Origin of the sequence: Leptospira yasudae (genome assembly GCF_003545925.1) — a bacterium.
Taxonomy (GTDB): Bacteria; Spirochaetota; Leptospiria; order Leptospirales; family Leptospiraceae; genus Leptospira; species Leptospira yasudae.
In genome coordinates this window covers 433,662-456,167 of sequence record NZ_QHCU01000004.1, presented here as the reverse complement: position 1 = coordinate 456,167, position 22,506 = coordinate 433,662, and the positions used below count along the sequence as shown (strand labels likewise).

At 47.1% G+C, this 22,506-nt stretch carries 18 protein-coding genes and 1 pseudogene; 11 read left to right on the top strand and 8 right to left on the bottom strand.

Features of this window, described 5'->3' with window-relative positions:
* Nucleotides 1-10: 10 nt before the first annotated feature.
* The 5 genes from DLM76_RS13690 to DLM76_RS13670 all read left to right on the top strand — a co-directional run bounded on the left by DLM76_RS13690 (nt 11) and on the right by DLM76_RS13670 (nt 5,670).
* Nucleotides 11-505 (top strand): FixH family protein, encoded by a 495-nt coding sequence (locus DLM76_RS13690; protein ID WP_118965524.1) that lies wholly within the window; start codon nt 11-13, stop codon nt 503-505.
* A 5-nt stretch (nt 506-510) separates the two neighbouring features.
* A complete protein-coding gene (locus DLM76_RS13685; RefSeq protein WP_118965523.1) occupies nt 511-2,946 on the top strand; it encodes a heavy metal translocating P-type ATPase in 2,436 nt (811 codons plus the stop codon).
* Entirely contained in the window at nt 2,943-3,146 is a 204-nt protein-coding gene (gene ccoS, locus DLM76_RS13680; RefSeq protein ID WP_118955765.1) for a cbb3-type cytochrome oxidase assembly protein CcoS, read from the top strand. The genes DLM76_RS13685 and ccoS overlap by 4 nt, the downstream gene beginning before the upstream one ends.
* The gene (locus DLM76_RS13675; protein ID WP_118965522.1) at nt 3,136-3,891 is read left to right on the top strand and encodes a sulfite exporter TauE/SafE family protein; all 756 of its coding nucleotides are present in this window, start codon (nt 3,136-3,138) and stop codon (nt 3,889-3,891) included. The genes ccoS and DLM76_RS13675 overlap by 11 nt, the downstream gene beginning before the upstream one ends.
* Before the next feature lie 84 nt (nt 3,892-3,975).
* Nucleotides 3,976-5,670, top strand: coding sequence for a flagellar assembly protein A (locus DLM76_RS13670; RefSeq protein ID WP_167450770.1), 1,695 nt, complete (start codon nt 3,976-3,978; stop codon nt 5,668-5,670).
* 4 nt (nt 5,671-5,674) lie between these two features.
* Here the strand turns inward: DLM76_RS13670 and DLM76_RS13665 are convergent, their stop codons facing one another.
* The gene (locus DLM76_RS13665) at nt 5,675-6,988 is read right to left on the bottom strand and encodes a citrate synthase family protein (protein ID WP_118965521.1); all 1,314 of its coding nucleotides are present in this window, start codon (nt 6,986-6,988) and stop codon (nt 5,675-5,677) included.
* A gap of 72 nt (nt 6,989-7,060) precedes the next feature.
* Here DLM76_RS13665 and DLM76_RS13660 point away from each other — a divergent pair, with 72 nt between their 5' ends.
* Nucleotides 7,061-8,194, top strand: coding sequence for a citrate synthase/methylcitrate synthase (locus tag DLM76_RS13660; protein WP_118965520.1), 1,134 nt, complete (start codon nt 7,061-7,063; stop codon nt 8,192-8,194).
* Between the two features lie 58 nt (nt 8,195-8,252).
* Here the strand turns inward: DLM76_RS13660 and DLM76_RS13655 are convergent, their stop codons facing one another.
* From DLM76_RS13655 to xerD, 3 genes are all read right to left on the bottom strand, one after another.
* Complete coding sequence (locus tag DLM76_RS13655) at nt 8,253-8,663, bottom strand: LA_2478/LA_2722/LA_4182 family protein (RefSeq protein WP_241548246.1); 411 nt, start codon at nt 8,661-8,663, stop codon at nt 8,253-8,255.
* A complete protein-coding gene (locus DLM76_RS13650) occupies nt 8,660-9,088 on the bottom strand; it encodes an ATP-binding protein (RefSeq protein WP_118955770.1) in 429 nt (142 codons plus the stop codon). The genes DLM76_RS13655 and DLM76_RS13650 overlap by 4 nt, the downstream gene beginning before the upstream one ends.
* A gap of 75 nt (nt 9,089-9,163) precedes the next feature.
* Complete coding sequence (gene xerD, locus DLM76_RS13645; protein WP_118955771.1) at nt 9,164-10,060, bottom strand: site-specific tyrosine recombinase XerD; 897 nt, start codon at nt 10,058-10,060, stop codon at nt 9,164-9,166.
* Nucleotides 10,061-10,214: 154 nt separating this feature from the next.
* Here xerD and DLM76_RS13635 point away from each other — a divergent pair.
* From DLM76_RS13635 to DLM76_RS13625, 3 genes and pseudogenes are all read left to right on the top strand, one after another.
* Nucleotides 10,215-10,766: pseudogene (locus tag DLM76_RS13635) on the top strand (tetratricopeptide repeat protein); the annotation flags it as partial.
* A gap of 11 nt (nt 10,767-10,777) precedes the next feature.
* Nucleotides 10,778-11,836 (top strand): LA_2486 family SGNH/GDSL-type esterase, encoded by a 1,059-nt coding sequence (locus DLM76_RS13630; RefSeq protein ID WP_241548245.1) that lies wholly within the window; start codon nt 10,778-10,780, stop codon nt 11,834-11,836.
* 122 nt (nt 11,837-11,958) lie between these two features.
* A complete protein-coding gene (locus DLM76_RS13625) occupies nt 11,959-12,498 on the top strand; it encodes a DUF1564 domain-containing protein (protein ID WP_118965519.1) in 540 nt (179 codons plus the stop codon).
* Nucleotides 12,499-12,553: 55 nt separating this feature from the next.
* Here DLM76_RS13625 and DLM76_RS13620 read toward each other — a convergent pair whose 3' ends face one another.
* Together DLM76_RS13620 and DLM76_RS13615 are read right to left on the bottom strand one after the other, a co-directional pair.
* The gene (locus tag DLM76_RS13620) at nt 12,554-13,990 is read right to left on the bottom strand and encodes an MBOAT family O-acyltransferase (RefSeq protein WP_118965518.1); all 1,437 of its coding nucleotides are present in this window, start codon (nt 13,988-13,990) and stop codon (nt 12,554-12,556) included.
* Complete coding sequence (locus DLM76_RS13615; RefSeq protein WP_118965517.1) at nt 13,980-15,344, bottom strand: LA_2490 family SGNH/GDSL-type esterase; 1,365 nt, start codon at nt 15,342-15,344, stop codon at nt 13,980-13,982. Before DLM76_RS13615 ends, DLM76_RS13620 begins: the two co-directional genes overlap by 11 nt.
* A 321-nt stretch (nt 15,345-15,665) precedes the next feature.
* Between DLM76_RS13615 and trxB the strand changes: the two genes are divergently transcribed.
* Nucleotides 15,666-16,613, top strand: a complete 948-nt coding sequence (gene trxB / locus DLM76_RS13610; protein ID WP_118955776.1) for a thioredoxin-disulfide reductase — start codon at nt 15,666-15,668, stop codon at nt 16,611-16,613.
* Nucleotides 16,614-16,776: 163 nt separating this feature from the next.
* Here trxB and DLM76_RS13605 read toward each other — a convergent pair whose 3' ends face one another.
* Both DLM76_RS13605 and DLM76_RS13600 read right to left on the bottom strand, forming a co-directional pair.
* A complete protein-coding gene (locus tag DLM76_RS13605) occupies nt 16,777-17,529 on the bottom strand; it encodes a hypothetical protein (protein WP_118965516.1) in 753 nt (250 codons plus the stop codon).
* A 53-nt stretch (nt 17,530-17,582) separates the two neighbouring features.
* Nucleotides 17,583-18,491, bottom strand: coding sequence for an early set domain-containing protein (locus DLM76_RS13600; protein WP_118965611.1), 909 nt, complete (start codon nt 18,489-18,491; stop codon nt 17,583-17,585).
* Nucleotides 18,492-18,646: 155 nt separating this feature from the next.
* Here DLM76_RS13600 and DLM76_RS13595 point away from each other — a divergent pair, with 155 nt between their 5' ends.
* Complete coding sequence (locus tag DLM76_RS13595; protein ID WP_118965515.1) at nt 18,647-22,363, top strand: tetratricopeptide repeat protein; 3,717 nt, start codon at nt 18,647-18,649, stop codon at nt 22,361-22,363.
* Nucleotides 22,364-22,506: the final 143 nt, after the last annotated feature.

Sequence of the window (22,506 nt, the reverse complement as noted above, 5' to 3'; positions counted from 1 at the left end):
AGGAGAATCTATGGCTCTGCACAGAACTATGAAATTCGCGTTCGCTTGGATCGGAGTTGCGTTCATCGCTTTGATCGCCGCGACCGTGGTAACGATCCGATACGCGAACAACGGTTATACCGGACCGATCGAAAAGGAATATTACGAAAAAGGATTGAACTACGAAAAGTCCATTCTCGAACAAAGAAAGATGCTCGCGGAAGGTTATTCGTATGAGAATCCGCTTTTTCAATCGAACGCAGAACTCAAAGCCGGAAAAAATCCGATTTCGATTCGTTTTCTAAAATCCGGTCATCCGGTTTCCGACGCAAAACTCGCGGTTCAAATCGAAAGATCTGCCACCGATCAATGGAATCGAACCTTAGAGTTAAAGGAAGATACCGAAAACAAGGGAACTTACTTAGGGGAAATCGAATTTCCCGAAAAGGGAAGATGGATTCTCAGCCTACGCGGGGAAACCGGCGGAAGGATTCTTGAAAAAACACAAGAATTGAATATTCAATAAACGATATGCAAACCCTGACGATCACGAACTGTTATCACTGCAACACTCCGATCCGTTCGGAAAAGGAAATCGTATTCGGAGAACTGAAAGGAAAAACGGAAACCTTTTGCTGCTCCGGATGCAGATCCCTCGCAACCCTTCTGGTGGAAAACGGGCTGACTCGGTTTTATGATCTCAGGGGATCGGAGACCTTGGAGCCGGTCGCTTCCGAAAGAAAGAATCGAGACGATTTGGAAACCCCTTCCGTATATCAGGAATACGTGATTCAAAAGGAGAACGGAATCTGCGAAACCCTGATCACGATCGGAAAAATCCATTGTTCCGCCTGCGTATGGTTGAACGAACGGGTTCTTTCCGAACGAGACGGGGTTCTCGAAGTTCGCATTAATTTCGCGACCGCGAGAATGAAACTCGTCTATGATCGGAACAAAGTAGATCTCAACGAAATTTTCGCCATCATCCGAAAGATCGGTTACGAACCGTCCTTGTATTCGCCTTTGAAAGCGGAAACCAAGGTCGGACTTTTTTCCAAGGATCTGTTTCTCAGAATGGCCCTTGCGGGATTTTCTTGGGGAAACATCATGCTTTTCAGCATCGGACTCTACGCGGGATACTTTACGGGAATCGAAATCGAATTCAAACGACTCTTTCATTACGTTTCCTGGATCTTCGCGACTCCCGTTTATCTTTATTCTGGTTATCCGTTTTACAAAGGAGCCATCGAATCGATCAAACGAAGAATGTTGTCCATGGACACTCTTCTGTTTCTGGGAGTATCTCTCGCCTACTTTTACAGCGTCTACGTAACGTTAAGCGACAAAGGGGAAGTCTACTTCGATTCGGTCTGCACGATCTACTTCTTTATCCTGATCGGAAAATTTCTCGAATCGGCGATTCGTCTCAAAGCCGGAAGAAAAATCGGAGAACTTTTGTCCACCTTACCGGAAGAATACACCGTATTACGGGACGACGTCGAACGTTCCGTATCTCCGAACAAAATCCAAACAGACGATTTGATTCTATTAAAAAACGGAAACAGAGTTCCGGTGGATGGAATCTTACGTTCGGCTACTGCTTATTTCGACGAATCGTTCTTAACCGGAGAATCCAAACCTGTCACTCGGAAAGAAGGAGAATCGATTCTTTCCGGAGCGCTTTGTCTGAGTTCGAACGTTCGGATGAGCGCCTCCACCACCGCGAAAGAAAGTACGCTCGCGAGAATTTCCTCTCTGATCGAAAGTTCGCTTCAGACAAAACCGTCGATACAAAGAACCACGGATCGATTTTCGACGTATTTTATTCAAGTCGTGTTTCTAATCGCGGTTGCAACGTTTAGTATATTCGGATTTTATTATGGAACTTGGGAGGCCGCGACCCTCAACACGATCAGCGTTCTCATCGTCGCCTGCCCTTGTGCGCTCGGCTTGGCCGTTCCGGCGGCTTACGTGGTCAGCAATCTGCTGCACGGTTCCAAAGGGATTCTCGTCAAGAACCCGGATTCTCTGGAAATTTTGAGCCGCGCCGATCGAATCTACTTCGATAAAACCGGAACCTTGACGCTTGGCAGACTTTCGATTCAAGAGGAACGGTTTTTAAAACAGGAAGATCCTCTTCGGATCTATTCGATTCTGATTTCGCTTGAATCCAAATCCACGCACCCTCTGGCGGTCGGATTAAAAAAAGAGATCGAAAAGAAACTCGAAGTATTACATCAAACTCCGATTCCGATCTCTTGGAAAGAATTGAAGGAAATTCCGGGAAACGGAATCGAAGCGGTTTCCCTCAACGGAAATCAAACGTATCGAATCGGAAACAAACAATTCGTGACGTACGGCCGGGACCCTCAGGACGGAAAGATTTATCTCGGCTGCAATCGGGAACCGATCGTATCTTTTTCCATGGAAGATACGGTTCGTCCCGAAGCGAGGGCTACGATCCAAACGTTAACCGAAACGATTCCGTTCTTGGGAATTCTTTCGGGGGATTCTAAGTCCAACGTTCAATCCCTGGCTTCCGCTTTGCATTTGGAACATTCTTTGTATGAGTTAAAACCCGAAGAGAAGCTGGAAGAAATCCGAAAGGCACAGAACGAGGGACATACGGTCGTTATGGTAGGAGACGGGATCAACGACTCCGCCTGTTTGGCGGCGGCCAATCTGGGAATTTCCATGGGAATCGCATCCGATCTTTCCATCGACAAATCCGATCTCGTGCTTCTTTCCAATCGATTGGACTCTCTCGTTTCCGCGGTTCGAATCTCCAAAAGCACACGCAGAATCATATTTCAGAATATTCTAATATCCTTAACGTACAACTCGATCATGATCCCGCTCGCGGCCTTCGGGTTTATGCTTCCGGTCATCTGCGCCGGGTTTATGACTCTGAGTTCCTTATCCGTAGTCCTCAATTCGATCTCGTTACAATGGAGAACCAAACTATGAACGCTTTGTATCTGACGATCCCGATGGCGATGTTGATCGCACTCGGGGCCTTGGTCGTATTCTTTTGGTCCCTAAAATCGGGACAATATGAAGACATAGAAGGTCCGAAATACAGAATGCTTTTCGACGACGATCCTCCGCAGACGGAAAAAAGAAATACCGGTATTACCTCGAAAAAGGAAGAATCCCATGCAAACTGAATTGGTTATTACGACGATTTCGGTCGCCTTCCTTCATGGAATCACGAGTTCGCTTCATTGTCTCGGAATGTGCGGGCCGTTTGCGGGAACCTTAAACTTGGCGGGTGAAAAATCCAAATTCAAAACGAACCTACTCTACAATTTGGGAAGACTTCTCTCCTATTCCACGTTAGGCGCCATTTTCGGGTTCGTAGGTTCCGGTCTCAATCTCGCGGGAAGCCTGGTCTCATTACACGAGTTTGCGGCGATCGTTTCCGGAATTTTCATCGTCGTCTTCGGGCTTAGCCTGATTCAAAACGCGGGTCCCGAACGTTCCGGGTTCTATCAGAAAATTCTAAACTACTTCGCGTCTCCTTTGATCGCTTCCCTCAAACAGGGAAAGAATCTGAGCGGAGCCTCTCTCTCATTCGGAATGGTTACCGGACTTCTACCCTGCGCGGTTTTGTATCCCGCTTTCAGCTTGGCCCTCGCAACGGGAAGCGCACCTTCCGGAATTCTCGTAATGTCCTCCTTCTTTTTAGGAACGTTTCCCGCGCTCTTTCTATTCGGAATCGGATTTCGCAAGATTTTGACTAAATTGCCGAGCGGAGCGATTCGATTCGGAGGAATCGCGATCATTCTGATCGGAATTTCGATGATCTTCTTTCGGATGAATCATTCTCACGCAGATCATGAACATTCCGCTCCCGGAGTCAAAACCGAGTGGAATTCTTCTCCAAACGAGGATCATTCGCATCATCACTAAAGAAAAATTCTTTCCAAACATTCAAGTTTTTCCGGGAGATTTCGATTGTAAAAAGGGACAATGATTTCTACACTGAAACCCCGGATGAGCGACTCTCTCAAGAATTTTACAGATTCCCTTTTAAAGGATCTGGAAGAGAATGAAAACGGCTTCTTTAAAATCGAAAATGAAGACGGGCTCGCCTATCTATCGGTTTTTCCCGCGGGTAAAAAAGGAAAGCCGGTCGACTCCAAAGAAATCTTAAGAAGAATCGAACTCTTTCAAATCACGGAAGCTTCCCCCACGGTCGTCAAAGATCTTGTTCAGAAATCGGACGGACTTTCGCATCTCATCGGAAAATGGCCCGGCAAACCGGAAAGTTCCCGGATCGAAATCGAAATTCCCGAAGACAAGATGAAGGCTTTCTTGATTTTTCATCCTCCCAAATACGGAGGTAGAATTTTAAACACGGAACAAATCCGCGAATCGATTCAACTTCGCGGAATTCAATTCGGAATCCTTCAAGAAACCATCGATCAACTTTCGCAAGAACCGGAATACGGGAAACGAATTCTCATCGCGGAAGGAGCAGCGCCGATTCCTGGAAAAAACGGGGACATTCGGATCCTATTCATTCATCCCGCGACTCCTCATTTGGAAGAGGATCAATACGGAAGAGTGGATTTTAAGAATATTCAAATTATTCAAAGTGTTGCGAAGGATCAAAAACTCGCGGAAAAAATTTCTCCGATTCCCGGCAAGGAAGGAAAGAACGTTTTGGGAGAAATTCTTCCATACGACCCGGGAAAAGAAGCGGAATGGAAGCTCGGAGCCAACGTTAGACTCTCTTCGGAAGGAACGACGGTCCATTCGCTTATCAACGGAAGACCGATTCTCGATCGTCAAGGAACGATCCGAGTCGACGAGGTATGTCATCTCGAAAACGTGGACTTCTCGACCGGAAACGTAAGTTTTCCGGGAACGATCATCGTCGAAGGTTCTATCGCCGACGGGTTCACGTTGGAAACCGAAGGATCGATCATCGTCAAAAAATCCGTGGGCAAGGTATTTCTCAAAGCGGGAGGCGATGTCGTTTTATCGGGCGGGTTTATGGGAAGAAACGGCGGCCTGATCGAATCGGGAGCGGACATATACACGCGCTTCGTCGAACAAGGAAGATTGATCGCAAAAAACACGATCTTTATCGAAGAAGCTTCCATGCATTCCGAACTCGTGGCGGGAGAATCCGTCGTGATCCGCGGCGGGCGGGGAGAATTGATCGGCGGAACCTGTGTCGCGGGTAAATCGGTCGTCTGCACGAAGTTAGGCGCCGTCGCCGAAACCAAAACCTCCGTGTCCGTGGGAATTCGCCCCGAACTTCTGGAAGACCTGGAAAAGCTCCGTTCCGAAGTTCAAAAGAATCAGGAAATTCTAAAGAAGGTAGAATTGAGTCTCGTCAAACTTCACGAAGATTCGCAAAGAAGACAACTCACTCCCGAAGAAAAGGAAAGTCTTCCCAAGCTCGGAGCGATCAAACAGAAATATTCAGGAATTCTAAACAACTTGTTGGGTCAGGAACAAACCATGATTATGGGTTTCGAGCCGGACAAGGATTCGTATGTGGAAGTGGAGCAGGAGATCTTTCCCGGAGTGGACATCTATCCGGGCAAAGGGAAGAATTTCAAAGTCCGTCTCAAGGAAATCCCCGGACCTTCCTTCGTATTTTTAGGAAACGACGGTAATCCTCAGATCACGAAAGTACGACCGAAACGTCTCGGAATCCTGCAGGAAGAAAGCTGATTTTTTAATACGAAGTCGTCTCGGGCGCGACTCCGTTATAACGCGCCCGAGGCCGAATCAATTGTCCCGTTTGGTATTGTTCCATAGAATGCGCCATCCAACCCGCCGATCTCCCGATGGCGAATAACGCAAGTCCCGCCCCCTTCGGAAGTTTTAACGTTCTGCATACCACGGCCAAACCCGCGTCGATCGTGGGATAATCTCCTAACAGTTCGGTTGCCCGGTCGATGATACGTTTTGCGGAAAGAAATTCCTTGCTCTTAGGAAAGAAGCGTTCGCAGAGTTCCATCAGTTTTTTTCCTCTCGGATCTCCGTTTTTGTAAAACGGATGGCCGAACCCTGGAATCGTTTCCCCTCTTCGCAAACGTTCGGTGAGAATTTCCTTTGCGTCCATTTTACGAACGCTCGCGCTCTCGAGCAGCTCGATCGTTTTTTCGGTTAACAAACCGTGCTTTATTCCCGAAAGCGCGGCCAGTCCGGCGATCACCGCTTGATACAAGCTCGCGTCGCTGGACGCCACGCAGCGCGCCGTGAACGAAGAAACGTTGAGTTCGTGATCCGCCGATAGAATAAGAGACGCTTCGATCAATCGGACGGCTTTTTTATCCTCGCTCGTAAAGTTCGAACTTCTTTTCCCATCCATTACAGTTTTCGAATGTGATTTGGAACGGACAGAATTAGACGCTTCGGAATTTTTCCAAGACGACCATAAAGTTTCAGCGATCGACATTCTCCCTTGGATTGTGCGAGACGCGAATAAACACAGAAGTCGAACGATTCGAGAAGCCGTTCTCTGCAAAGCTTCCGGAGTTTTTAGAAGCGCCCCCGTATCATCGTATTCCGCGATTCCGAGGAGAATCCTGCAAAGATCGATCAAGGGACGATCGGAAAGATGAGGAAGAGATTTTTTGCAGGCATCCCCCAACAAGGGCCAAGGGGAATCGAAAGCGGACGAAGCCGTGTCCCAGAGAAGATTACAAACTTGCTCGAACGTGTAGGATTCCGCGAGATCCAGAATATTCTTTCCGCGATAATAAAGTTTTTCGTCTTGAATCAGAGTGATTGCTGATTCCAGAACGGGCTGGCCGAACGTCAGCGCAGCACGCGCCGTTTTTCCCGGATGAAGTTTTTCCTCTCTTTGCAGAAGAAGTCGTTCCACTTCCTCGCGTCGATAACGTTTACTTCGGTCCTTGGAACCTCCTGGTTCGGAATGAAGAATTCCTCTGCTTACGTAGGCGTAGATCGTCTCCACTTCCACCCCGAGTTCCTGAGCGGCTTCGAGCGCGGACAAAAACGGTTTTTTAGAAGAATTCTTCATACATTGACTATGAAATCAATATTGATTCATTTCTGTCAATCTTGTAAACTAAAACCGAACAAGGAAATCAATATGAACACGACAATCAATCCGATTGAAGAAAGAAAATACAGCCCCGGTCTGGAAGGAATTCCCGCGGTTAAAACGAGAATTTCAAAAGTGGACGGAATCAACGGCAAACTTACCGTCGCCGGTTATCCGATCGAAGAATTCGCAAATAAAGCGAGTTTCGAGGAAACGTTTTATCTGCTTCTCGAAGACAAACTTCCCGATCGCCGACAAAGAAGACAAATCACGAGAGATCTGATCGCCGCGCGCCGATTTTCAAAAACACATCGAACGATTCTCGAAGCAGCCGTTGCGGAAAAAGCTTCCATCATCGAATGTCTGCGGATCGGCGCGGCGGCGCTCTCGCTTGGAAATAAATTTTCTTCTCCCGAAGAGGAAGGTATGACGGTGGTTGCAAGTTTTCCTCTGATCGTTGCCTGGGTGTATCGATTGAAAAAGGGGCTCGTTCCGATCCTCCCCGATTACAATCTTACGCACGCGTCAAATTTCCTGAATATGCTCGGAATCGATCCCGATCCGAAAAAGGAAGCGGCTTTAAACGCATATTGGAACACGGTCGCCGATCACGGATTAAACGCCTCTACCTTTACCGCGCGGGTCATCGCTTCCACACAATCCGATTTGATTTCCGCGGCGACTGGAGCAGTAGGCGCGCTCAAAGGTCCGTTGCACGGAGGAGCTCCGGGTCCTGCGCTCGACATGGTTTTCGAAATCGGTAAAAAAGAAAACGCGGAGGATTATCTTAGAAATAAATTGATTCGAGGCGAACGGTTGATGGGGTTCGGTCATCGAATCTACAAGGTTCGGGATCCGAGAGCGGACGTTCTTGCAAGAGCCGCAAAAGATTTATACGAACTTCCGGAACTGAAGGAATTGTACGACCTCTCCCTGTTCGTGGAAGAAACGGCGCTTCGCTTATTAAAAGAATTCAAACCGGATCGGGTTCTCCATACGAACGTGGAATTTTATACGGCCCTTTTACTTCATGGGCTCGGATTACCCACGGAGTTATTCACTCCCGTATTTGCGATCGGACGTGCAGCAGGATGGATGGCGCATTGCCTGGAACAAAAAAAGGAAAGAATCTTGAGACCCGATGCGATCTATATCGGACCGGAGGACCGTCATTGGATTTGAAATTCTTTGAATGAACCGAACGAAAGCGTGATCCGAAAATCGAAAGATACTCGTTCGCCTATTCGTCTTTGGAGGACTGAAACAACTCTTGGCAGGAAGGGATTCCCCCTCCTTCCATTTCCTCACAAGGAACTTTCAGAAGATCCTCCATACAGACTTTGACTTTGGCGATCTGCGCGTCCGTGACCTTTTCATATTCGTCGGGAAGAATGTTCTGATCCTTTTGTTCTTCCATACATTGATCCACGGAATACGCCGCGTTCTCGGAAGTTTTTTCGGAAGCGGGAAGAGTTTCGAGATAACGACTCGCACATTCGGCGGTTTTCGTGCAAAGCCGCGTAAAATAATCCTTACTCAGCTTCTGAACTTCTTCTCTGGAAATGGACGGTCCTTTTCTGCAGTTCGGTGTAGAAACAATCGAAATCACTAATATAACAAAAACGAATATACTTTTTCGAAACGGATTCATTTCAGTTTTGTGAGAATCAGTCGGTTCCCTTCCGGCAGGGATTGGTCGAGATAAAAATGATCCGTGAGTTTTTTCACGAGATACAGACCGATTCCTTCCTCCCGGTAATCATTAGGCTCATATCCTCTGATTTCGGAAAGATTTTTCTGACTTCCGAAGTCGCGAATTCGAATTTCCATCCGGTTGTCGTAGAGATTGATTTCGAGAAAAATCGGTAAATTCCGTTTCCCGCCGTAGGAATGTTTGATGACGTTTTGGAGGCATTCTCCGACTGCGAGTTTGAGGTCGGCCGAATCGCTCGTGGTAAATCCGTTCTCGAACGCTAAGTTATAAACGAGGCTTCGAATAATCGACAAGTAACGGGGATGCGAAGGAATCTGCAATCGAAACAGATTTTCGAAATCTTTCTTTTTACCGGAATCCATTTCGCTGTTCGATTCGTTTTGGAAATTCTTTAGTACAGCCGCCGCTTGCGGCGGCGGAGATTTCAGAAAATTAGTTTATCCTCTCGGATGAAACTTCTTATGAACTTCCTTGAGAGTCTTATTCGCCATGTGCGTATAGATCTGCGTGGTGGAAATATCGATGTGACCCAAAAGTTCCTGAACCGATTTGAGATCCGCGTGATTCTCCAGCAAGTGAGTCGCAAAAGAGTGACGGAGCGTGTGAGGAGTCACTTTTTTCGAGATGGAAGTCCGTTTGATGTAATGATTCAAAAGTCTCCACACGGATTTGCGATTGATATACGATCCTTTTTTGGAAACGAAAAGGTATTCGCAGTTTCTCGCTTTGAGAATAAAAGGTCTGCTTTGTTTCAAATAACGATTGAGAATGTCCAAGGATTTTTCGCCGAACGGAACGAGTCTTTGGCGACCGCCCTTTCCCTCGACGGTGAGAGTCATTCCTTCCAGATCCATGTCGCTCAATCTGAGATTGCAGGCTTCCGAAATTCTCAAACCGGAGGAATATAACAATTCGAAGATGCACTTGTCTCTGAGTTCGTAGAGGTTGTCTTCGCGAATGCTTGCAAACAATTCTTCGATTTCTTCCTGAGTCAGATAATCGGGAATGCTCCGCATGACCTCGGGAGTTTCTATCTTTTCAGTCGGGTTGGTATCGAGCTTTTTCTCGTCCTTTAGAAACTTGTAAAACTGTCGGATCGCGACGACTTCCCTCGCGATGGTTTTGGAGCTGATCTTTCGATCCTTCTCCTCGTTCAAAAAACGCATGATATCGTTCGCCTGGACTTCAAGGAAATCGATGTGTTCCTTTTCCAGAAAGTTCTTAAACTTGTTCAAATCGTAACCGTAGGAGTAAATCGAGTTGTCGCTTAATCCCTTTTCTACGGAGAGATATTCCTGGAAATTTTGAAGTAGGTTGTTATGTGAAGATGTCACTGTTTTTAGTCCCGTCTGAAATGTTTAACAAGTACTAAATCCTTCGGACGTTTCCTCTCAGGAGATTTAAACTTTTTTATGTTGCCTTAAGGCTTTATGGGAAAATTCTAAACGAAACCCCGGACAAATCCCTGTTTAACTTGGATTTTTTCGAATGGTGAGAGCAAAAACTTCTGTATTTATGAGACTAAATATCCGATACGTTTCCTTCTCATTTTTTCTGTTCTTTTGTCTTTTCTGTTCCTCCAACGAGGAAATGATCTGGGACGCTCGCGATTCGCTTTCCAGAGGAAATACCGCGGAAGCGATGCGTCTTTATGAACTGATTCTGAAAAAAAATCCCACGCATCTGGAAGCGAATCGAACCCTCGGAATGATTCTCGCGGACAGCGGACTTGCGCTGAACTCTGCGGCGTTTTATCTCGAACGAGCCGAAACTTCCGTTCCCGGCGACCCCGCACTTTTACTCTATCTTCTTGAAATTCATTTACAAGAAAAAGACAAGGACAAGACCAAACGAATTTTGGAAAAATTCTCCAAAGGAAAGGAGAAGGAAATGGAAAGTTATGCGGTTTTTCTGAAGGATTGCCTTTTGGAAAAAAAGAAAAACAATTCCGAATTCAACCGTTTCAAAACGAGCGAGATTCCTGCCCTTCTTCCTCCGGCTCGACGTATGTTTTTAAAATGCGAACTTTCTCTGTACGCTCAGCCTGCTTCATGAAATCGTTTTTTACCCGTAAGATTCTTTTCCGTTCTTTTCTTGTTTTGATCGCCTTGGCGGTGTTAGGTGAAATTCTCTTGAGAATTTTTCCGCCCGCAGGATTGATCTATAAACTCCGGGACAAACAAGTTCATTGTATCGAAGAACGGGAAATTCCCGAAATTATGCTTTGTCCGAACTCGGATACGATTCTTCCTCATCCCGCGGGTTTTACGTTTCGAGTGCGCGTCGATGAACGCGCGGAAAGAATCGTTTCGGAGGAACCGGTTCTCCCCGGTAGTAAACCAGAAGTCTGGTTGATGGGAGATTCCATCGCATACGGTTTCGGTCAGAATGACGAAGATACGATCGCATGGAAAATGCAGGAAGCGTTGCGATCATCGGGAATTCAGGTTCGAAACTTGGGCGTGGATTCTCTCGGCACAGGCGGCATTCAAAGAAGAATGGAACGCGCTCTGATTTGCAAAGACAATCAACGGAAGAATTGTATTTTACCGAAAGCGGTTTTTTGGATCTATCATCCTTCGGATTTGCAGGACGTTCATAGAGAATTCTATTTAAGGAATTCCGTTTATGGAAGATGGCTCTTTCGAGGTTCCGTTTTTTTATCCAGATACAGCGCTCTTTACAACTATTCTAAGATTCGAAGCGAGATGCGACGCTTAGAGAAGCTCCGCGAGAACGGTCCCGAAATCATTCCCGAAACTCTTTCCAATCATCCGCACGATCATCCATCGTTCAAAGAGATGAAACGGTTTTTCGACGTTTGCAAAGAATTAAAAATTCCATTGACGGTCGTTTTGTATCCGAATGGAACGCATGGTTTGACTCCTCTTCCATCAACGCCTTTGTTGGATTTGGTGGCCATGATTGCCCAGCAGAAAGGAATTCCCGTTTTGGATACGAGACTGGATTTTCTGAGTGAATACGAGAAGAATCGAACGGATTTTTATCTGCAGAATGATGGACATCCGAATCCGACTTCCGCTCGCTTGATTTCTAAGCGAATCTTGGATAGAATTTCAGTTCCTATTCCGGTGGGAGTTGGTCGGTAGATTTACCGAGACTTGATACGAAAAAGCTCCTTCCCTATTTCTTGCGGTATTGATTCTTTATTTTCTTTGAAAATGTGTGTTATCGGATAACCGGATTGTAACCTCGTGGAACCGCCTCCGATATGGGCGTGCTGCTTCTCCATTCAGATTATAAACTCGATGGCGTTCTTCAGGAAATTACCACAAACGTAGTAACTCTGATTGTTCCGGAGGCGACCTTATCTCTTTATTCAGAGTCAGAACGGAGGCAACTCGCCAGGAGAATCCCCGAGCTTTTAGAAAGATATTCGAAATATCTAACGGCAATTCCTCGATTGGGTCATAAAGCGGGGAAGACAGTGTATCAAAATAGTCCCGGTCCGAAAAAAATGAAACGGATCAATGTCCGACTGAGTACGGGAAGTTGGGCATTGTTCGGAACTCTTGCGCAAGCCCACGGAGTTTCCCGCTGTTTTCTTTTTAATTTTCTTTTGGAATTGGATCGGGCCGGAGTCGGATATTCTATCGTGAATACGATGAATGAAGGAGGTCCTACATTCCACAGGAATTACAGTTATATCCTCCACCTCGACCTATTAAACAACAGAATTACGAGAACACTTCAGTGCGTTCCCGAAAACTCATTTTACGTTTTAGATTACAGAGACTGGTTCGATTCCTAATCGAACGGTCGATCGATCCAACGACAAACAGCGTCCAAAGAAAACGTTCCCACTTTCAAAACTGAAAATACAAGAACGGCTGACTAACGGTTACGCTGTATAAAATAAATCCCACCAGAATCATCATACCCGCAAGAGGATAGACCACCCAAGGCTTGTTTTGGAGACGTTCCATCCAATTCGATTTCTTCTCTTGTAAAAAATCGGCGCCGAACAACACGATCACTGCAAACAGAACGGAAAACGGAACAGAGAGACTTTGGCCGCTTTCAAACGAGAAACTTCGCTTAACAATCGCAAACGCCAAGTCCAAACTCGTTTCATATCCGTGTTCAAGAGAAGGTTTTGCGCGAAAGAAAAACATCGAAAACGAAAATACGAAAAACGGATAAACGTATTTGATCCATTCCGGAATCTTGTCCCAACCTCGTTTCAAGATCGAAAAAGAAAAGATAAACCGTTCGAACACCATCACGGAAGCGTGACACGCTCCCCAAATGATAAAGTTCCAATCGGCTCCGTGCCAGAGTCCGCTGATAAACGTCGTAAAAAATACGTTGAAGTAAGCGCGGGGGATGCTCACTCGATTTCCACCGAGAGAAATATAAATGTAATCCCGAAGCCAAGAGGAGAAGGAGATATGCCATCTTCTCCAGAACTCGGTTACGGTCTGGGATAAAAACGGACGCACAAAGTTTTCGGGAATCGAATATCCCATGATTCTTCCGGTTCCGATCGCAACGTCCGAATATCCGGAAAAGTCGCAATAAATCTGAAACGAAAACAAAAAGGAAGTCACAAGCAAAGACCAAGAATCGTACGCCCCCGGATTTGCGAACACCGGATCGACCGTCATCGATATCGGATCGGCCACGAATGTCTTTTTAAAAAGACCCCATGCAAGCTGACGAATTCCGGGAAGAAGATTTTCCTTTCTGTAAGTGTAATTCTCCAGAAACTGATGGAGCATATCCTGCGCACGGATAATCGGCCCCGCAACCAACTGAGGAAAGAAGGACAAAAATAATCCGAACTGAAACAAACTCTTCGCCTGCGGAACCGTTCCGCGATACACGTCCACCGCGTAAGAAATCGCCTGCAATGTGAAAAAGGAAATCCCCATCGGTAACAATGCGCCGGTCAAAGAAACGTAAAAAGGATCGCAAGGTTGCGAATTCGTAAAGATATTCCACGCATGGATCGAAAAGTCCATGTATTTGAATACGTAAAGAAGAAGTAAATTTCCCCAGACCGCCGCGTTCAGACAGAGCAACTTAAGAAATTTGGAATGTGCCGCTTCCATTCCCTTGACCGCATAATAGGTCAATACGATCGAATAAATCAAAAGAAGAATAAAAGGAATTTTGAATATGGCATAAAAATACAAACTCGCCAGAAGAAGCCACAATCTCTGAAATCTTGCAGGAATCCAAAAATAAACGAGAATGACTACGGGCGCAAAGATAAGATACTGAACCGAATTAAAGAGCATTCTTTTCCAATTCCTTGAGCTGTTTTTCCACCGAACGTTTCGCCCAACGGTTTCCGGGAACCGTCAAGTGCCCGTCTTCCGGAATAAAGTAGTCTCGAATCCCCGAGAATTTTTTTCCTTGGGGAGAATCGATCACTTCCCCGCACATTTCCTCGGTTTGTTTTCTGAGTTTTAAAACGGGAACGCCCTTCTTTTCAAAATAAGCGGCTGCGCGAAGCGCATAATTTTCGAGAGGATGATAGAGTCCTCGGTTTCTACAAAAAATTTCTTCCACTTGGATCGGCATTAAAACGACGATCAAACGGATTCCGTTCGCTCGGGAATATTCCACCATTTCGTTATACGCTTTTTGCGTAATCTGGGGGAGCGGTTCGAGAGAAGCAAGGTTCGGCTCTTTGTCCACGCAGGTAAAATAATCGGGAATCGGTTCGGGACAATATTGTTTTTTATATTCTTCCCGGGACATGTTGTCCGGAATTGGATTCAAAACCGCACCGGACGTCGATGTCGGAGATACATTCGTTTTTTCGAATGTAGTCTTCGTATTCGGATCGCACTTCGTTTCGGGAGTTCTAAAAAATGAATCCTTCATATACTTTGCGGGAGTTTGTTCCGCGCTCGAACTCGCCGAAAGCCCTGTCGAATTCCATTCGGACTGCAATCGAAATTTGGTAAACGCGTATTGAACCTTCAACTGCTCGAACGCCAATTTCAAAGCTTGCAGCGTGTACGATGCCCGAGACAACTCGAACTGAATCTGAAAGTTCCGATTGAATGAAGGGTCCTTATCCCGGATCTCATCCACCTCGTCGTCCGAAAGCATTCCCTTGGCTCGTAGTTCGTCGGGGATCGTAAAGTCGTTGCCCGAAACGAAAAACAAAACCTCTTTGAGATTCTTCAGTTTAGGAGCCATGTCTTTCAGCCTGCGAACGGCACCTAACGAACCGTAGGCGTCTACGGCGAGATTCAGAGCCTGTCTGCGTCCCCCCTTCAACTCGATTCCGTTGAGTTGATGACAGAACGTGTCCTCATCCGAAACTCCGAATCCCATCACGAGACTGTCTCCCAAACAAGCGAGCTTCGGTTTTTCGGGATCTGCTTCTTCCAATCCGCGCATTCCTAAGGAATTGGTTCTGAATCTTCCTTCCCACTTTCCGGCAAAATGACGGATATAAATGTCCTGATTGGGAGCTAAATCGACGTAATAGATGGGATTGTATCGATGGAGAATCTTCTGATCTCTGTAAAACTGCAAAGAAGGCGCTTTGAGAAGATTGAGAAGTATTTCCGTTCCTAAGAATACAAGGACGAAGAACGCAAGGACTTGCCCTGCCCGGATGAAGAATCCTTTCATGGATACAGGAAAGGTTGGAATAGAAGGCTCGTGTGGCAAGCGAATTCTCCGGTTTTACCAAGGGGTCCGGTGAACGCGCGCCAGAGATTGGAGCGACGCGGAACGCGGTCACTGCGTGACCGCAGCGAAGCGAAGTCGCGAAAAGCTCGGTCCTTTCGATCTTCGATCGAAAGGAGGCGCCCAATGAACCCCGATTTGCTCGGAATCAAAACAGTCTTTTTATAAAAACTTTTAAAATTCTTTCTCAAAAAAAGGATCGTCTTTACAACGGTTGAGTCTAAAAATAAATCAAGTTTAGAATCATTCTAATTCGAGGATACAATGGCCCACAAAATAGTCATTATCGGTTCCGGACCCGCCGGACATACCGCGGCGATTTATGCCGCACGTGCAAATTTGAACCCTGTTATGTACGAGGGCTTTATGGCCGGTGGAATCGCCGCGGGCGGACAACTTACCACCACCACCGAGGTCGAAAACTTTCCCGGCTTTCCCGCCGGAATCGACGGTACACAATTGACCCAACTCTTCCGCGAACAATCCATCAAATACGGAACTACGATTCACACCCAGACCATCACCAAGGTGGATTTTTCTTCCCGTCCGTTTAAACTTTGGTCCGACGACGAACTCATCGAAGCCGAGGCCGTCATCATCGCGACCGGAGCCACTGCGAAGCGGATGCATGTAAGCGGAGAAGATACGTACTGGCAACGGGGTATTTCCGCGTGCGCCGTCTGCGACGGCGCACTCCCGATTTATCGAAACAAAGAACTCGCCGTGGTCGGCGGCGGCGACTCAGCGGTGGAAGAAGCGTCCCACCTGACGAAGTTTGCTTCCAAAGTTTATCTCGTTCATAGAAGAGATTCTTTACGAGCTTCCAAGATCATGCAGAAACGCGCGACCACGCATCCTAAGATCGAAATCATCTGGAACTCGCAAGTGCAGGAAGCGAAAGGAGACGGAAAGAATTTAACCATGCTCACTCTGCAAGACACGGTCAACGGTCAAAAGAAAGAACTCGCCGTGGGCGGTCTTTTTTATGCGATCGGTCACAAACCGAACACGGATATCTTTGAAGGAATTTTGGATCTGGACGAGACCGGTTATATCAAAACCGTTCCCGGAACGACTCAAACCAGCGTTGAAGGCGTGTTTGCGGCCGGAGATGTTCAGGATAAAGTGTATCGTCAAGCGATCACCGCCGCAGGCTCGGGTTGTATGGCCGCGCTCGAAGCGGAACGTTGGCTGGAATCCAGAGAAGAATAAGAATTTTAGAAGATTCTAATCAACAAAAAAGGGAATCCTTTCGGGTTCCCTTTTTTATCGGATCTGGATTTTCTCAAAACGATATATCGACCGCGCTTGCACAATCACGTCGCCGCAAAGCGTCTAACGTAGATACGATCTTCAAAACTTTATGCGATCCGGCTCAAGGCCGATCGACCAACATTCCTCTTCCGTTTCGAATATCATAAATATAGAATGTAATTTCCGGGAGCTTCGGAGCAGCGGACTGTTTTTTCTTTTTCGGTTCCTCTTTTTCCTCTTCGAGGGAAACGATCATCACCAATCGTTCCTTGCCGGAGGAAGGAAGAATTTTTTCCAAGGAATACTTTCTCGGAAGTACCCCGACCAAACTGGCCGAGATCGGATTGTAAACGAAAACCTGTTTGCGGTCTCTTTGATTTAAAAATCCGTCCTTGTTCGTATCCTCGGTCATACCGATCAGAATCAAATTTTTGCCTGTGGAAATTCCGTATGCGAGCACCGAATCCGTTTCGGATTCCTCCGTCGTTTCGCCGATCCCGGCCTCTTTTTCTCGATCCGTTCCGGTGAAGTAATCCCAGATATAGACGTTGCGGTTGAAGAGTTTGCGGGGATTCCCCGATTCAAGATCGATTACGGTGAGATTTCTCGCGTGGTTCAAAGTCTTTCTCGGACCGGCCACGGTTTCTCTGGAAAGTTCGAACGGATAAAAAAGGAAACGTTCCCAAAGAACGACGGAATGATTGAGCAGATCTCCGCTTCGGTCCGCGGGCGTCAAAGGTTCTTCTTTCGAGGAACCGGGTTCGACCAACTCGACCCCGCGATCCAATATGAACCAGCTTTTAGAGAGAGTGAATACGAGAATCCCGACTACGATGATCCCGAACGCATACACTCCCAAGCGGACTTTTTCCATGATGTGTAGAAAAAAGCCCGGGAAAAGCCCCGGTCAATGAAAAAAAGATTCTCTTATTTCGCTTCCAAAGCGTACGAACGTTCGGGAACCGTAAGATACGAAGAAATTTCTCCCGTATCTTCCCGAAGTCTGGTGTTTTGATTGAACGTGTCCAAGATGATCTTTCCGTCTCGAACGAAGTTGTAGAGATAGGTTCCCGGTTTCATCTTCTTGATGAGAGTGAACACGTCCTTTTCTTTTTTAAGAACGTCCTCTTCGGGGTCCCAGTGATTGAAGTCCCCTACCAGCGTAATCATCTCCGCGTCCGGCGCATAAATTCGAAACTCTACGGTTCTATATTCCAATTCTTCAAAGGGAGAATCTTCCAAGATCCTCGTGGTCACGTGTTTGTCCGGACCGGACGGAATCGCAACGAGTCGGGAAACCAAGGAACCGTCCCCGTCTTCCACCGAATCCGAGTTAGACGGGTCGTGCGTAAACAGACCGTCGACTCGGAACTTGTATTCTAAAATTTTCAATTCTTCGCGGATCGTGTCCCTGCTTTCGGGATTGTAGACGGTGTAAAAAACTCCGTGGTCGTTCTTCTTCAGCGGAATACATCTCCAAAGCGAAAAATTTCCGCAGACGGAAACGTCTTCGTTTTCGATTCCTTCAAAGGTGAAAAGAATTCCGCGGTTCAGTAGTTTTCCCGTTTCCAAAGACAAGGATGAATCGATGTAACGGATATAACGCGGAGCCACGGCCCGTTTCAACTTCTCCATTTGCCAATAGTAGTAGATCTTTTCTTTTTCCACCGGCTCCAAGAAGTCCTCGTAGTCTTCGGACGAAAAGGAACCGATCCAATTTCCTGCGTCGTCCGCTCCGATGGCAACGGTGATGGTCAATAGAAGTGCGAGTAAAACTTTTGTAGTAGGGATCGATTTCATTCTGAATAAAAGTTCGATCAGTTTTCGAAAAAGCATAAGGCAAATCCGGAAAATCACTTCCAAAGAAACCGAACCGACCGTGTTATAGGACATAAAACTTTTTTTCGATTCGGGACGTTTTTGAGGGGATTCAGGAAGAGTTTTTTCCTTGGAGAATCGAGAAGCATTCCGATATAATTTATCAGGATATCATGGCAGAGGCGAATTCTACCCCATTGAGCGAAGCGGAATTAGAACAAGTTCGTTCTATTCTCCAGCCTCTTTCCAAAAACCCGGATATTTCGGAAGAACTCAATCCGATGCTTTCCGTTTTCCGTCAGAAGATGGGATACGGATCGCAAATGCCTTCCCTCGACGAGGAAGAAGAAACCGAAGAACCGACTACTCCTACCGCGGAAGCGGGAGACGAAGAATCGGACGAGGATTTTGAAGAACCGCAAAGACCGCAAAAGCCTCCTGCAAAAGTATTCGAAGACGACGATATCGATTTAGACGAACTCTTAGCGGAGCCGAAAGCTGCGGCTCCCGCCGATGATTTTTCCTTTGAGGAAGAATCACCTGCACCTTCCGCGGACGCGGGCGATCCGTTTGCCGACTTCGGAATGGACGCGGAACCCGCTTCTACCGCTTCGGAAGATTCCGACGCGTTCGGTGATTTCGGACTTCCGGAAGAACCCAGTTCCACTCCTTCCGATGATTTTTCTTTCGGAGACGAAAGCCCCGCTCCTTCCGCCGACGCGGGAGATCCGTTTGCGGGCTTAGATGAAATGACCGGAGGAACTCCTTCCTCCGACGATCCGTTCGCGGGAATGGGAGATACGACTTCGGGAGAATCCGATCCGTTCGGCGGTTCCGATTTCGGTTCGACTCCAATGGACGACGACTTCGGTTCAACTCCTTCCAGTTCCGACGCGGACCCGTTCGGAGATATGGACTCCTTTACTTCCACACCGGAACCGAGCGGCGGGGATTCCGATCCGTTCGCAGGAATGGGCGGCCTTGAAACGCAAGGCGGCGGTGAGGGCGACTTCGGACTTTCCGGTTCGGAACCGTCCGGTGGCGGAGATTCTTTCGACGACTTCATGTCTTCTTCCCCAACCCCATCCGGCGGCGGAGACGATGATTTTTTCAGTTCCCCTGCGGACTCCGGTCCTTCTCCGGGAGAATCGGACCCGTTTGCCGACTTCGGCGATATGGGTGCGCCTGCGGGACAAGATCCGTTTTCGGATCTTGCTTCTTCCGCTACGGTTTCGGAAGATCCGTTCGCGGATTTCGTTCCTTCCACCGAAGAAGACACGTTATCCGACATCCCGGCCGGAGGAGATTCTTCCTTTGAATCCTTTAGTCCCGACTTGGACAGCGATGTAGGCGGCGACGATTTCGATTCTGGAAGTTCCTTCGGTCTCGAAGCGGACTTACAAGGCCTTGCCAGCGATGAAAAACAGGACATCGACAAGGGCCTCAAAGACGAAGAACTCGCGATCATTCAAAAGGAAATTCTCCGTTACCCGCCCACTCTGCGCCGCGCGGTCATCGACGCGATCGTTCAAGATCGACTTACGCCGAGAGATCAAAAAGGTCTATTAGAACTTATTAAAATAGAAAGTTCTCCGGAGGAAATCGCGGATTTCCTTTCGGGAGTTTTGGGAGAAACGATTTCCGTTTCTCAGAGAATGAGCGGTTTCTCCAAAGACGGGGTTCCGATCATCTCCACCGATCCTCTCTACACAAAAGAAGGATTACAAAGACAAAGAAAGGCGATCCGCAGAACGATCATCGGGATCGCCGCCGGTATTTTTCTCGTGGTCGGCGGAACGTTATTTTACAGAAATTTCATCATCCCGAATCAGGCGGCTCAGTATTACGAACAAGGTCTGACCTTGATCCGCGAAGCCGGAGCGTATCCGAAAAACAGCGAGTCCCGCAAAAAGAAATTCTTTGAAGCGGAAGAATCCTTTGCGAGAGGAGAAAACATTCTCCCGAACCACCTCAAGTATTTGAACCTCTACGGCGTGGAATATACGCGGGTCGAAGAATACGACCGCGCCTTTGAAAAATTATTCGGTAAGGTCAGCCCCGATTTCGGCGCGGGCGGCGAAGAACCTTCTTCCAACGCTTGGGACAAACGCGAGAAAGTCCCCATCATAACACTTGCCAAAGGTCAGATTTGGGATAACGGAAAACTTCCGATCGCCGGGAAAATCGGAAACGAAAACCGCATGGTTCTCGTCGCTCAAGACGGAATTCAAAGAAAGATCATGAAGGCCGGAGCCTACATCGTGATGCGTCTGGAAAAACAAACGCACGACAATCCTACGTATAAGAATTTGGGAAGATTCCATTCTTCCATTATGCCTTCCTTCACCGAAACTTCTCTCGGAGGCGGAAAGTATAAGAACGATCAACTCGCGATCAACTTTTTCAAACAGGTGTATACGGACGGAAACGAACCGTATGACGAGGAATCCACCGCAGGAATCGCAAAAATCTATTACAACCGGAGAGAATTCGGTAAGGCCGCGTCCTTTTACAACAAGATCGTGGAAATCGATCCTTCCAGTCCCGTCGGCCAAGGCGGCCTCCTCTCCACGTATATCGAAATGTGGAAAGAAGACGGAAATCCTCAGTTCGTCATCAATCATCACAGACAGATCAAGAACAACTTGGACATAGAGAAAAAACTTTCTCTGCACGTCCTTTCCAAACTCGCGTCCTTCTACACCGATCTGAACAAAAAAGAATTACGGATTCGTTATAATATCAATCCGATGGATCAGGTTTCGGGAATGGAAGTCAACGACAACGCCCTCGAGATTTTGGATCTGATCTATCATAAAACGGAAGAAGATCCCGTCACGGGAGTCGAAATCGACGGCTCGGAATACGCGGAAGGTTATTATCAAAGAGGAAGATACTTCGCTTCGATCAAGGAATCGATTCAAGCCAGAAGATTTTTCGAAAAGGCCGCGACGCTCGATCCAGCGCATTATCTCGCTTCCACGGAACTCGCGGAAAACGCGATCCGTCTCGCGAACTTCGGCGAAGCCGACAAACTGTTAAACGAATCCCTCAAACGATTCGAGAATTACAAACAAAGTTACGGCGCGAGAGAAGAAGACGAAACGTTGATTCAAGGAAACGTCGGACGTATTTATTTCGACAAGGCGAGAATCCAATACTTGTCCGCGGCCGGAATTCACGAAAAAGATAAGATCACCGAATTTCCGGGCCGCAAGATCTATCCGTTCCGCGCGAGAGCCGCGATGGACGCGATCGCAAAAACGAGATCCATGGAACTTAAAAATTCTTTGGACGGTTTTTCCAAAGCGGAAGCGGTTCAAACCGACGAAAACGAATTCACTCTCATCCGCAGATGGAGAACTCCGCTCCCTGCCGGAATTCAAAGAGAACTTCGTTACTTCAAAGGTTGGGTGGATTATATGAGCGGAGATTTTGCCGCTTCGCTCAACGAATGGTCCGGTTTCGAAGACGAGGACGAATACAACCATTCCACCCTTCTCATGGGAAAAGCGAACGCGTTTTATTACACCGGTCAATACAAAGCGAGCCTCGGAAATTATCTCAAGGTTCAAGACGACATGGAAGAAAAATTGTTGAATATGGGCCTTCCGAAACCGGATGATCCGTATCACCAAGAAGTCTACCAGACGTTAGTCGCCGCTTACAACAACATCGGAGCGGTTTATGAAAAACAGGGAAACACCGCAGAGGCTCTGAAACATTACTGGAAAGCGATCGAAACCGCGAGAAAGATCAACGAAGTCTCCGAAATAGCGATGTCGAACAAGGACTTAATGTTTAAAAAAGAAGCGATCGGACAAGACCCGCTTCTCGAAGACTGGCTTTCCCCTACGCTCGACAGCGTAAAGAAGTTGGCGAGAGAATAGGAACGTTTACTTGGCTTTTTTTGCGAATCTTTATAACCGTATTCGAGAATTGAAGTCGAGAAGGATTTCGAATCAAAAGAATCGGCTGCGAATTGTTCAAATGTTCCGACAAGAATCCTACTTTTTACTTGCAAAAAGTAGGA

Bases quoted from the DNA above. Each gene is read 5' to 3' on its own strand.
- DLM76_RS13690 (WP_118965524.1), top strand. From the start codon at position 11: ATGGCTCTGCACAGAACTATGAAATTCGCGTTCGCTTGGATCGGAGTT.
- DLM76_RS13685 (WP_118965523.1), top strand. From the start codon at position 511: ATGCAAACCCTGACGATCACGAACTGTTATCACTGCAACACTCCGATC.
- ccoS (WP_118955765.1), top strand. From the start codon at position 2,943: ATGAACGCTTTGTATCTGACGATCCCGATGGCGATGTTGATCGCACTC.
- DLM76_RS13675 (WP_118965522.1), top strand. From the start codon at position 3,136: ATGCAAACTGAATTGGTTATTACGACGATTTCGGTCGCCTTCCTTCAT.
- DLM76_RS13670 (WP_167450770.1), top strand. From the start codon at position 3,976: ATGAGCGACTCTCTCAAGAATTTTACAGATTCCCTTTTAAAGGATCTG.
- DLM76_RS13665 (WP_118965521.1), bottom strand. From the start codon at position 6,988: ATGAAGAATTCTTCTAAAAAACCGTTTTTGTCCGCGCTCGAAGCCGCT.
- DLM76_RS13660 (WP_118965520.1), top strand. From the start codon at position 7,061: ATGAACACGACAATCAATCCGATTGAAGAAAGAAAATACAGCCCCGGT.
- DLM76_RS13655 (WP_241548246.1), bottom strand. From the start codon at position 8,663: ATGAATCCGTTTCGAAAAAGTATATTCGTTTTTGTTATATTAGTGATT.
- DLM76_RS13650 (WP_118955770.1), bottom strand. From the start codon at position 9,088: ATGGATTCCGGTAAAAAGAAAGATTTCGAAAATCTGTTTCGATTGCAG.
- DLM76_RS13630 (WP_241548245.1), top strand. From the start codon at position 10,778: ATGAAATCGTTTTTTACCCGTAAGATTCTTTTCCGTTCTTTTCTTGTT.
- DLM76_RS13625 (WP_118965519.1), top strand. From the start codon at position 11,959: ATGGGCGTGCTGCTTCTCCATTCAGATTATAAACTCGATGGCGTTCTT.
- DLM76_RS13620 (WP_118965518.1), bottom strand. From the start codon at position 13,990: ATGCTCTTTAATTCGGTTCAGTATCTTATCTTTGCGCCCGTAGTCATT.
- DLM76_RS13615 (WP_118965517.1), bottom strand. From the start codon at position 15,344: ATGAAAGGATTCTTCATCCGGGCAGGGCAAGTCCTTGCGTTCTTCGTC.
- trxB (WP_118955776.1), top strand. From the start codon at position 15,666: ATGGCCCACAAAATAGTCATTATCGGTTCCGGACCCGCCGGACATACC.
- DLM76_RS13605 (WP_118965516.1), bottom strand. From the start codon at position 17,529: ATGGAAAAAGTCCGCTTGGGAGTGTATGCGTTCGGGATCATCGTAGTC.
- DLM76_RS13600 (WP_118965611.1), bottom strand. From the start codon at position 18,491: ATGCTTTTTCGAAAACTGATCGAACTTTTATTCAGAATGAAATCGATC.
- DLM76_RS13595 (WP_118965515.1), top strand. From the start codon at position 18,647: ATGGCAGAGGCGAATTCTACCCCATTGAGCGAAGCGGAATTAGAACAA.